Below are 10,886 nucleotides of genomic sequence, written 5' to 3'. Positions count from 1 at the left end.
CCTCGGATCGGCTAATCTGCTGGCCGCACCATCCCCCCACCTCGGCAAATCTGCTAGCCGGTCCATTGCCACCACACGGGCAATTGGCCAGCCTAATCCTCGCCTCGCGTTGGCCAATCGGCCACCAAAACTACCATCACATCAAAGATCAAGCCCCCAGGCGTGCTCGATCTTCACCTGTACTGTCTGGCCTGGATCCAGGGCGTGCGGGTGATAGAAGGTGACCGACTGTCCATCGGCCAGGCTGGCGCTGTATTGGTAGCGCTCTCCCTTGTAGACCCGATGCCTGACGGTAACGGCTATGCCTTCGTCAACCACCGCGACATGTTCGGGCCGCACCAGCATGGCGCCGCGATGCATGGCACCGCTATTTGAAAGCAGGCTCAGTACGTCGTCGGTCCTCAGGTTTTCGCCGTGCACGTGCCTGGGCACATCCAGGACCGCCCCCTTGCCGATAAAAGTCGCGACCCAACGTGAGGCGGGTCGGCGATATAGATTTTCCGGCGTATCCCACTGCTCAAGACGACCATGATTCATGACGGCAATCCGGTCGGCCATGGCCATCGCTTCGGCCTGGTCATGTGTCACATAAATAAACGTCGCCCCAGTGCGTTCATGAAACTGGCGAAAGGTGGTTTCCATGGACGCACGCAAATGCACATCAAGATTGGCCAGCGGTTCGTCCAGCAGGACCACTTCGGGATGGGAAACCAGGCAGCGTGCCAGCGCTACCCGTTGTCGCTGGCCGCCGCTCAGCGCTTGCGGGAAACGGTCGGCCAGATGGCTCAGGTTCACAGCGTCAAGCGCGGCCAGAACCTGGTCGCGATAAGGCTGTCCTCTGAGACCGCGCAGTGCCAGGGCATATCCCGCGTTGTCCAGCACCGTTTTGTGAGGCCACAGAGCATAGGACTGGAACACCATGCTCATATTGCGCTGTTCCGGCGCAATATGTTCGGTCGGCGAGGCCAGCAACCTGTCATTGAGAACAATTTTCCCTTCGTCAAGCTGCTCAAAACCGGCAATCATTCTAAGGGTGGTGGTTTTGCCGCAGCCGCTGGGGCCAAGCAGCGCTACAAACTGCCCCTTCTCGATAGCAAGGCTGATGTCGTCAACGACAGCATGTTCGCCATAGTGTTTACTGATATTGTCCAGGGTCAGTTGCGCCATGGAATGACTCCTCGTGGAACCCGTCTTCCTAGCACGTTCAGGCAAAGCATCAGCACCAGCACCATCAGCACGATCAGCACCGAAACAGCAGAGGCCAGTACCGTTTCGCCACCATCGTCCAGGTTAAACACCAGAACGCCCAGGGTTTCATTACCGGCACTCCACAATAATGCCGACACGGTAAGTTCGTTAACTGCAATCAGAAACACGAGCAGCATGCCCGCAAAAGCGGCCGGCGCCAGCAACGGAAAAACAATATCCCGAAGCCGGCGCACCGGTCCGGCCCCGCAAAGCTGCGCGGCTTCTTCAAGCGCCGGATCCAGCTGCTGCATGCTGCTTTGTATGGGTTTGAGACAAACCGTCATGAAACGGGACAGATAGGCAAACAGGATCAATCCCAAGGTGCCATACAACGTGATCTGAACCAGCGGCAAGGGTCGGGCAAAAAGCAGAATGCAAGCGACGGCCAGCACCACGCCCGGCAGCGCATAGGGAATGTCGATAGCCCCCTGTAAAAACGCATTGCTGCGCGAAGGGAAACGGACAAACAGATATCCCAGCGGCAGGCAGATACTGGCCAGGATCAGCGAGGCCGAGCCGGCCAAAAGGATACTATTGCTAAAGGCCCGCAAGGTCACGCTCTGATGAAAAATGACTTGCTCATAGGCCTGCAGGCTGACGGTTTCCCATGAAAGCGGGATGCCCATGGCCGCGACCAGTGAACTGGAAATCAAGGCGATCAACGGCACCACGACAATCGCCGTTACCAGCAGGAACAGCGCCAATTCGGCCTGCCAGCGCCGTCGTCCCAGGGAAAACGCCAGCGGACTGCCCGGCATCCCGGTCAGCGGCATACGCGATGAAAACCGTTGTTGCGCGACGACGCCCACGAGCGCGATCACCCCTATTATGACAGACAGGCTCGACACATCAGCCAACATATCAGGCCCGAAATCAGCCATTTTCTGATAAATAAGCGTAGGCAATACGTAATAGGAAACGGGAATGCCCAGCATCGCTGGAATACCGAAGTTACCCAGAGCGGAAACAAAGGCAATTGCCGCGCCAGCAAGCAATCCGTTGCGACACAGCGGCAGGATCATGTCACGCACCACATCATGCTGGGAGGCACCCGCCAGGCGGGCCGCTTCGATCAATTCTTTGGGAAGCGCAATCAGGCTTGCGCGAACGGCCAGATAAACCAGGGGTGCATGCTGAATGCCCATCAGCATAGAAATCCCCCACCACGAGCGCAGGTGCTGCGGACTGCCCAGCGGCGGCGCCAGATCGAGCATTTGCAGCAGCGTACTGCCCGGTCCGCTTAACTGTAACCAACTGAGGGCGGTCACCTGTGGCGGAATCATCATGGGCAGCATAATCATGAACACCCAGAACCCTTTTGCGCGAATATCGGTCAGGACCACCAGCAATGCGAGCGTGGTGCCCAGCAGCACCGACAGCAATGTGGCCAGGCCGGCCGTAATCAAACTGTTGCCAGTAGCGCGCCAGGTTGATGCGTTGCTCAGCATAGACCACATGGCGCTGTCCTGGCTCGGCAGATCGGCCATTGCCATCATCACCAGCCGCGCCGGTGGCAGCAGCGCCAGCATCAGGACAAGACATAGCAATACCGGCGTCAGAACCGATGCCGGAGCCTTGCCAAACGGCTGCAAAAAGGAAGAAGGTGTCGCCATAGTGAAAATCAGAAACTCGTCCCGGTGTTGCCCGAGCGCCTGATTTTGGATCGTGTTGGATTAAAAGTTGCCGGGGACGCGGTCGGGGCTGGTTCATGCCATCGCCGACCGGGCCACCGTCTGGCAGCGCGCGCCGGTGTCATTGTACCCGCACACGGACGCCGCAAACGGAAGCAGGCGCTCGTGTGTTTGCAACGCGGGCCGGCAACGAGCGCATAAGCCAGGCGCCTGACGGTTGCGATGGCTGGCTTGCTGCGCCCTGAGGTGATGGGTGGCCGTTGCAATTAGCCGCCATAGATGGTGCTGAATTTTTCCTTATCTGCTTCGGCATTTTGCAGTGCCGCAGCCGCATCAAATGGCAGCAGCCTGATCTGGTCACGCTCTGGAAAACCGGGTGGGTTTTTCATCCCGTTGCGGGCGGGAATATAACCCTGTTGCAGCACCAGCGCCTGGCCCTGTTGCGACAAAAGGAAGTCGACGAATTTTTTGGCGGCATCGGGATTTTTTGCCGATTTCAGTATGGCCACCGGCTCGGTGACCAGACTGACGCCCTCTGCCGGAAAGACGAAATCGATGGGAGCCCCTTTTGCCTTTGCACGAATGGCCATATAGTCGACCAAAATACCGTAAGGTTTGCCGCCAGACGTAATGTCTGTCAGTACACCGCCGTTGCCTTTCTGGGAAGCCACCCCATTTGCCTTCAGATCCTCGTAGTATTTCCATCCAAAGTCCGGGTTGCGGGTTAACGCCGATAGATGAATCATGGCCGCGCCGGAATACAAGGGACTTGGCATGGATATCTGGTTTTTGTACTCGGGCTTGACCAGATCCTTCCATGACTCGGGTTTTTGCTTCGCCCTGGTATTGTAGGCAATGCCGGATGTAATCAGCTTGGTGCCGTGGTAATAGCCTTCCTTATCGAACAAAGCAGGGTCATACTGGGCGCTTTCGGGTGCTTTGTAGGCCAGCAGCTTATCCTCTTTTTTCAGCTGTTCCAGGGTCACGCTGTCGGCAATCAGCAGCACATCGGGCTTGGACACCCCCGCGCTCATTTCAGCACGCAATTTGGTCATCAGTTTTGTCGTTCCGTCGCGCACCCATTCTACCTTTGTGTCAGGATTGGCTTTCTGGAACGCATCAACCGTCATTTGTGCATCGGTTGCGGGCTGGCTGGTGTACAGCACCAGCGTATCGGCAGCAGCAGCACCGGACAATGCAAACAGCGCGACTTTGATTAAATTTACTGCGACCTTCATAAAGACCTCTTGTTTTAACCGGGGAGAATTGAACGATATTAAAAACTTTATATTTCGTGATTGTGACACCCTGAATAATACCTTGTCAGTTCTATGCAAGGATGCCGATGTCGCGATATGTCAAGTTATTTGCAATCGGCAGTGCCCGAGCCATGATTGCCGGTTTACAGCCACGCGATTAGTCCATAACATGTAGCCTGCTTTTGCCGCTAGAACCCCGTTGGGGCTTTCGCAACCATTGTTCACTGACAGGGCATCCCATGCTACGCTACGCCACGGTTAATCCGCAAAGACGCACCCGGCTGATACAGGCTCTCGCGTTGGCGTTCGGTGCTGCTTGCGGAAAACTTCACGCCAGCCCGGCCAAGGACACCACTACCCCATCAGGCGCAACAAACAGACCGCCGACAGCGCCCCCGACCTCAGCAGCCGCAGAGCCGCCTGCTGCGCTACCGCTGCCCGCCGAACCGGCGCCGCTGCCTGCGAACCTGGCCTGGAAAGAGGCAAGCAGCCTGATTGTCCATAACCCGCACGCCATTGAAACCCGCCGCGAAGCACTTGGTCGCCAGCAAATCACCCCAACACGCTGCCTGTTTGTTCGCAACAATGCCCTGCCCCCGCCGCAGCGGCTATTGGCCCAGGGCGCACAATGGCCTGTGGCGTTTGCCGGGGTGGCTCAGCCAGACGCCTACACGCTGGCCGAGCTGCAGGCGATGCCCACCAGGACCGTCGCCACAGTATTGCAGTGTGCGGAAAACGGTCGGGGCCTGCAAAAGCGCCCGGCCATCGGCACGCCCTGGCAGACTGGCGCCGCCGGCTGTGTCATCTGGACAGGGGTTCCCCTGACCACGGTGGTGCACGAGCTGGGCGGCGTCGTCCCGGGCAGCCGCTTTCTTACCGCCACAGGCGCCGATAGCCTGCCAGACGGCATGGCCTCGGATTTCACCCGCGTGGAACGCTCGGTGCCCCTGTCTGCGCTGGAACACGCATTGCTGGCCTGGAAACTGAACGGCGAGCCGATTCCCGAGGCGCATGGCGGACCGCTACGTCTGGTACTGCCTGGGTATGCCGGCATCAATTACATCAAATACGTCAGGCGTATTGCCTTCACCCGCGACGAGTCCAGTGCCCACATCCAGACGGCCGACTTTCGGGTGCCGCTGCGTGCCGGCCAGCCGCAGCTGACGATCGCCGCGTGGCGTCTGCCTGTCAAATCCTGGATTACCACGCCGTTAGCAACGGACTCCACAATCACGGCAGGCACTTTGCAAATACAAGGCGTGGCCATGGGAGGCTCGTCTGCCGTAACCCGCGTTGAAGTAAGCGCCGACGACGGCCATACATGGCATCAGACACAGCTCACCGGAACCGATTTGGGCCCATTCGCCTGGCGCCTGTTTGAGATTTCATTGCCGCTGGCGGCGGGCCCGGTGATATTAGCCTGCCGCGCCACCAACGCGGCCGGACAGCAGCAGCCCGAATTGACCAGCGATAACACGGGATATTTGGTCAATGGTTGGCGCGAGCATCTGGTCAAGCTCAATCTTGCGCCTGTAGCTTAAATCACAGCGACGCTTGCGGGCAGACCGCGCGGTAGCGCATAATCGGTGTTTCATCGCTCCTTACCGTTATTCGGAATTCTCATGCCTTTGCGTCATTGGCTCGCCGCCCTTCTTGTCGTCCTCTTGTGGGGACTGAACTTCGTAGTGATCAAATTTGGCGTCGATGAATTCCCACCCCTGCTGCTGGGAGCCTTGCGTTTTGCCATGGTAGCCTTTCCGGCCATTCTGTTTATTCCAAGGCCGGTGATTTCGCTTCGGCTACTGCTGCTTTTTGGCCTGACACTATGCTTCGGACAGTTTGCTTTTCTGTTCAGCGCCATTGCGCTGGGCATGCCCGCAGGCCTGGCCTCGCTGGTCCTGCAGTCGCAGGCGTTCTTCTCAGTGCTAATTGCCGCAATACTGCTCAATGAAAAGGTGCGGGTACACAGCATTATCGCGATGATTGTTGCGGCTGTCGGACTCTGCGTCATTGAAATGGGCGCCGACCTGGCGCAACCGGTGCCGCTGTTTGCGTTCTTTCTTACCCTGTGTGCGGCGTTCAGCTGGGGCTGCGGCAACATCGTCATCAAGAAGGCCGGTCCGGCCGTCAATATGTTCAGTCTACTCACCTGGGGCGCCGTGTTCCCGGTTTTCCCGTTTCTGCTGGCTTCGTGGCTAATTGAAGGTCCGCAGGCCATCTCGCACAGCCTGGCGACCCTGTCCTGGACAGGCGTGGGATCGCTTATGTACCTGGCGTATGCCGCCTCTTTTGTGGGCTACTATTTATGGGGGCGACTGCTGGCGCAGCACCCCGTCAGCCTGGTCACCCCGATGTCCCTGATGATTCCGGTCATCGGCCTGCTGTCGGCCGAACTGGTGCTGCATGAAAAATTGTCATCCGTGCAGTGGTTGGGCAGCCTTGTCGTGGTACTGGGACTGGCGATTAACATTTTCGGCGGCAGACTGTTGCGCGTCCCGGCACGCCTCGCACGGAGAAAAAAGGGGATCCGTGTGCCAGGTGCAACGGACAAAGGCAGATAAACCACGAAATTGATCCTGTGCGGCAAAAAAAACGTCAATAGTCGCACAAGGCGCGCTGTTAGCCGGTATGCTTTATGAACAGACTGGCGTAACGAAGGTTTGTTTTACTAATATATGGAAACATTTTCCGTTTGTGCGGAAATTATCCTTCCTATATGATTTGAGCGTTATACGCAGTCAGTAAATCCTCTCATTTCAGGAGTCAAAGAATGTCGATTATCATTACTATCGTGATTGGTTTTATTGTTGGCCTGATCGCCCGCGCCATTATGCCCGGCAACCAGTCCATGGGGTTCATTCTTACCGCGATTCTGGGTATCGTCGGGTCGATCGTCGCGACTTACCTCGGCCAGGCAATGGGATGGTACGCCCAGGGTGATGCTGCAGGCTGGATCGCATCAGTCATAGGCGCCATTATCGTTCTTTTTGTTTATGGCCTGATCGCCAAGCGCTCCTGACAACGGCATGGTATAAAGAGTGCGTGCCCGGGCGGCACGCATTTTTTGTTTTATCCGCCCTATTTTCATGAATGACGGGGGGCTCATGACTCGCTACCAAACGATTGATGCCAACAGGCAAGACGCCGGAAAACCGGCAGGGCTTGTCAGGAAAATTGCCCGTGTCGCCAACCGCGCCGGACGCACCGTTATTCATAAAGCCCTGCTGCTGTATTACGCTGTTCTTAACCCTGCCACACCGGCCTGGGCGCGTCGGGTTATTTATGGCGCGCTTGCCTATCTCGTGCTTCCCCTGGATGCCTTACCCGACTTCATCCCCGGCATAGGCTACACCGATGACTTGAGTGTGATTGCAGCGGCACTGGCTGCGGTTGCCTATTACATTACCCCCGAAGTGAAACAGCAGGCCGAGCAGGCTACCAATCGCTGGTTCAAACACTAATACTCCAAGAATCCGCGCGATGGCCCGTCGTAACTTTTCATTCAAGGACTTGTGGCTGACCGAGGCCATTCGCCTGCGCGAAGATCATTGGGGGCCGCTTGACGACGCCGCTTTCATTCGCCAGTTGCGCAGCGCCGGTGGCAGTCCCGAAGAAAAAATTGTCCGCCGCGCCCGCCTGATCGCCCAGCGCGAAAATATCAGTACGCTTACAGAACAGTGGGCGCAGGGCGCAAGACTGGCCCTGCTCATCATGGCAGTGCTGGCCGCACTAGCCGGGGCGGGCGCTGCAGCCGGTGTACTCGGGACTGCGAATAGACATATCAACGTGCTAATGGCCATTGTGACGTTACTGGGCGTACACGGCCTGACATTCCTGTTCTGGATCCTTTCCTTATTGCTGTCGTCTCGCGCATTCAGTTGGCTGGGCCAGGTTTGGTTGTGGCTCAGCCGAAAAATCGCCCGCGGGCCGCAAGCGGCACTGGCGCCGCAATCGTTCGTTTCCCTGCTTGCACAAAACTCCGCGCTCAAATGGGCCTTGTCCAGCGTCAGTCACGCGTTCTGGGTTTTGTTTTTTCTTGCTGCCCTGCTGACCATGCTGGGTTTGCTGGCAGCGCAGCGCTATACCTTTGGCTGGGAGACAACCATTTTGTCGCCCGATGTCTTTGTCTCGCTGACCCATACGCTAGGTACGCTTCCTGGCCTGCTGGGCTTTCCCGTCCCCGACGCGGCGCTGGTGCGTCAAAGCACGGCTGGCGCAACACTATCGGAAAGCGCTTATGCCACATGGTCGGGTTGGCTCCTGGGCGTGGTACTGTGCTACGGGCTACTGCTGCGCGCAGCCAGTCTGGCGCTATGCCTGTGGCAATTGCGGCGCACACTGTTTGCTCTGACGATTGATGTCGATCTGCCTTTCTACAGTCCGCTGGTTGCCCGGCTGGCACCGACCAGCGAGAACCTGGGCATTGATGCGCCTGCCGGCGACGATGCGATAGCCGGACAGCGCGACGGCATCCCTCGTACCTATTCATCTTGCCCAATGTACGTGGGCATTGAACTGCCTGCGGACATTGAATGGCCCGTCTTTCCCGTCGCGCAGGAGACGCAGGACGGCGGCGTGCTGGAATCGCGCGAACAGCGTCACGCCTTGCTTGACCGGCTGCACGCCCATCCCGTTAAAGGCCTGCTGCTAGTTGTCGATGTCTGCCAGACACCGGATCGCGGCACGCTGCGACTGATTGCCGAACTGGCCGCACTTGCGCGTGACACGCATATTTTACTGTGGCAGCCGAGCACCTCGCGTTCGCGCCAGCAGACGTGGGTCACACAATTGGCTCAGGCCGGCTTTGCCCCTGATACCCTGCATCAGGACGCCACCACGCTACCTGACTGGATCGCTGCGCAATGAATACCGTCACCCCTGCACTTCGTCTGGCCGTCGTGGGCCATACCAATACGGGCAAAACCTCGCTGCTGCGCACACTGACGCACGATGCCGGATTCGGGCAGATTTCAGATGCACCCGGCACAACGCGCCATGTGGAAGGCGCCCGCCTGCTACTTAACGGTGTACCAGCGGTGGAGCTCTATGACACCCCCGGTCTGGAAGACGGCATCGGGCTACTGGATTATCTGGACCAGTTACAAACACAGGCGGGCAGCCGGCATGACGGTCCAGAAAGCATCACACGCTTTCTGGATTCTCCCGAGGCCAGGGGGCGATTTGAGCAGGAAGCCCGCGTATTGCGAAAACTTATGACCTGCGATGCCGGTCTTTATGTCATTGACGTCAGGGATCCGGTCCTGGCCAAGCACAAAGACGAGCTTGCCATCCTGGGCCGCTGCGGCAAACCGCTGGTTCCGGTACTGAACTTCATCAACCACGCCGATGCACGCAAGCAGGACTGGAAAACCACCTTGGCGCGACTAGGTCTGCATGTGGTAATTGAATTTGACACGGTCGCCCCCGCACTTGATGGGGAAGCCCAGCTCTATCAAAAGCTGGCCCTCGTGCTGGACACGCATGCGGCAACACTGCAGGCGCTGTCCGACGATGTCGGCGTGCAGCGAGAACGCCGGCGCAATGCTGCCTTTGCGCTGGTAGCAGACATGCTGATCGACATCGCTGCATTGCGGCTTAGCAGCCAGACGGACGCCGACAGCGTCAGGCAAAGCACGGGGCTTATGCAGGATAAAGTGCGGCAGCGTGAACAGGCCGGCATCAAGACGTTGCTGGTTCATTATCGTTTCCGTGCCGACGACTATCCGGGTCAGCCGCTGCCGCTGGAAGGCGGGCGATGGACGATGGACTTGTTCAATCCCCAGGCGCTGCTGGACACCGGCATCCATGTCGGCAAAGGCTTTGCCGCAGGCGCCATGGCTGGCGCCGCCGTAGATGTGTTCACGGCGGGCCTGAGTTTGGGCACCGCCGCATTGATTGGTGGCGTCGTGGGCAGTGTCTGGCAAGGCACCGATAAGCTGGGCAAACGACTGTATGGGCGGCTGCAGGGCTTTCACGAAATCACGGTCGAAGACAGTATCCTGCGTCTGCTGGCCATTCGGGCAAACCACTTGATAAGTGCGCTGGAGCTGCGCGGACATGCCGATATGGCACCGGTGCAGGTATCGCTTGAAGCCGTCCAGAACGAATTCAAAGACCAGCCGCTGCCCGAACAATTGAAGGACGCACGCAGCCATCCCGAATGGTCAAGACTGGGCGAGCAATTTTCACCTGGCTCGCGCCGCGACGTCGCGGTCGGTGAGCTTGGGCGATCATTGGCCCGCGCCGCTGTCCCGTCTTACAACAGAACCGGGGCGTCCGGAAGATAATTGTGCCCGTCGTCGCCCGTTCCCTGGTCGCCGCATGCCGCCTGCAGGATGGCCTCGGTCGCATGGATCGCCTGCAGCAGACCCTGTTCATACTCTTTCGCGGCAAAGCGCGTCTGCAATATTGCGCAGACCTCTTCCCATTTTTTCGGATCCACACGAATCCCGCGATCGGCGACAATCTCGAATTTATGCTTGTTCAGGGAGATATACAACAATAATCCGCTGCGCTCAGGCGTATCCCAAACTTTGAGGCGACCAAATACTTCCAGTGCCCGCGAGGGCGTATCTCTGCTGTGGCCGGGCGTGTCGTGCTCAATGGCCAACACTAGCTCTCCGGCATGACGCGCTTCGCTCTTGCGTATTTCCTGAGTCAGCCGCTCCATCATGCTATCGGAAAATATTCGTCGTGCCAGCCACCAGCCTTCAAGTCCGTCCAGCCCCAGCCATTCCCATTTATTACC

Annotated in this window: 10 protein-coding genes; 6 read left to right on the top strand and 4 right to left on the bottom strand. The window is 58.2% G+C overall.

Translation table 11 applies throughout. The features are described 5' to 3' along the window. Positions 1-141: 141 nt before the first annotated feature. From CAP48_RS03935 to CAP48_RS03925, 3 genes are all read right to left on the bottom strand, one after another. Positions 142-1,167, bottom strand: a complete 1,026-nt coding sequence (locus CAP48_RS03935) for an ABC transporter ATP-binding protein (RefSeq protein WP_100694743.1) — start codon at positions 1,165-1,167, stop codon at positions 142-144. Then, positions 1,155-2,861, bottom strand: coding sequence for an iron ABC transporter permease (locus CAP48_RS03930; RefSeq protein ID WP_100694742.1), 1,707 nt, complete (start codon positions 2,859-2,861; stop codon positions 1,155-1,157). The genes CAP48_RS03935 and CAP48_RS03930 overlap by 13 nt, the downstream gene beginning before the upstream one ends. A gap of 284 nt (positions 2,862-3,145) precedes the next feature. Then, positions 3,146-4,117 carry an ABC transporter substrate-binding protein gene (locus CAP48_RS03925; RefSeq protein ID WP_100694741.1) on the bottom strand — a complete coding sequence of 324 codons (972 nt, stop codon included), beginning with the start codon at positions 4,115-4,117 and terminating at the stop codon, positions 3,146-3,148. Between the two features lie 260 nt (positions 4,118-4,377). On the opposite strand from CAP48_RS03925, the gene CAP48_RS03920 reads away from it, so the two are divergent. From CAP48_RS03920 to CAP48_RS03895, 6 genes are all read left to right on the top strand, one after another. Further along, positions 4,378-5,679, top strand: coding sequence for a sulfite oxidase (locus CAP48_RS03920; RefSeq protein ID WP_100694740.1), 1,302 nt, complete (start codon positions 4,378-4,380; stop codon positions 5,677-5,679). An 81-nt stretch (positions 5,680-5,760) separates the two neighbouring features. Further along, complete coding sequence (locus CAP48_RS03915) at positions 5,761-6,699, top strand: EamA family transporter (protein WP_100694739.1); 939 nt, start codon at positions 5,761-5,763, stop codon at positions 6,697-6,699. Between the two features lie 209 nt (positions 6,700-6,908). Continuing rightward, entirely contained in the window at positions 6,909-7,157 is a 249-nt protein-coding gene (locus tag CAP48_RS03910; protein WP_100694738.1) for a GlsB/YeaQ/YmgE family stress response membrane protein, read from the top strand. 85 nt (positions 7,158-7,242) lie between these two features. Continuing rightward, positions 7,243-7,599: a YkvA family protein gene (locus CAP48_RS03905; protein WP_100694737.1), complete on the top strand. Its 357-nt coding sequence runs from the start codon at positions 7,243-7,245 to the stop codon at positions 7,597-7,599. A gap of 19 nt (positions 7,600-7,618) precedes the next feature. Continuing rightward, the gene (locus CAP48_RS03900; RefSeq protein WP_100694736.1) at positions 7,619-9,004 is read left to right on the top strand and encodes a DUF2868 domain-containing protein; all 1,386 of its coding nucleotides are present in this window, start codon (positions 7,619-7,621) and stop codon (positions 9,002-9,004) included. Further along, on the top strand, positions 9,001-10,425 hold the full coding sequence (locus CAP48_RS03895; RefSeq protein WP_100694735.1) for a DUF3482 domain-containing protein: 1,425 nt from the start codon (positions 9,001-9,003) through the stop codon (positions 10,423-10,425). Before CAP48_RS03900 ends, CAP48_RS03895 begins: the two co-directional genes overlap by 4 nt. On the opposite strand, the gene CAP48_RS03890 is transcribed toward CAP48_RS03895, so the two are convergent. Further along, the coding region (locus tag CAP48_RS03890; protein WP_100694734.1) for a TPM domain-containing protein at positions 10,395-10,886 on the bottom strand (492 nt) is incomplete at its 5' end. The two genes, CAP48_RS03895 and CAP48_RS03890, sit on opposite strands and share 31 nt — an antisense overlap.

This window comes from Advenella sp. S44, assembly GCF_002810445.1.
Lineage (GTDB): Bacteria > Pseudomonadota > Gammaproteobacteria > Burkholderiales > Burkholderiaceae_B > Advenella.
The sequence above is the reverse complement of the archived record's forward strand: the minus strand, read 5'-3'. Positions and strand labels throughout refer to the sequence as shown.

What these genes read in the sequence shown, in the direction of transcription:
- CAP48_RS03935 (WP_100694743.1), bottom strand. Translation starts at nt 1,167, where the DNA reads ATGGCGCAACTGACCCTGGACAATATCAGTAAACACTATGGCGAACAT.
- CAP48_RS03930 (WP_100694742.1), bottom strand. Translation starts at nt 2,861, where the DNA reads ATGGCGACACCTTCTTCCTTTTTGCAGCCGTTTGGCAAGGCTCCGGCA.
- CAP48_RS03925 (WP_100694741.1), bottom strand. Translation starts at nt 4,117, where the DNA reads ATGAAGGTCGCAGTAAATTTAATCAAAGTCGCGCTGTTTGCATTGTCC.
- CAP48_RS03920 (WP_100694740.1), top strand. Translation starts at nt 4,378, where the DNA reads ATGCTACGCTACGCCACGGTTAATCCGCAAAGACGCACCCGGCTGATA.
- CAP48_RS03915 (WP_100694739.1), top strand. Translation starts at nt 5,761, where the DNA reads ATGCCTTTGCGTCATTGGCTCGCCGCCCTTCTTGTCGTCCTCTTGTGG.
- CAP48_RS03910 (WP_100694738.1), top strand. Translation starts at nt 6,909, where the DNA reads ATGTCGATTATCATTACTATCGTGATTGGTTTTATTGTTGGCCTGATC.
- CAP48_RS03905 (WP_100694737.1), top strand. Translation starts at nt 7,243, where the DNA reads ATGACTCGCTACCAAACGATTGATGCCAACAGGCAAGACGCCGGAAAA.
- CAP48_RS03900 (WP_100694736.1), top strand. Translation starts at nt 7,619, where the DNA reads ATGGCCCGTCGTAACTTTTCATTCAAGGACTTGTGGCTGACCGAGGCC.
- CAP48_RS03895 (WP_100694735.1), top strand. Translation starts at nt 9,001, where the DNA reads ATGAATACCGTCACCCCTGCACTTCGTCTGGCCGTCGTGGGCCATACC.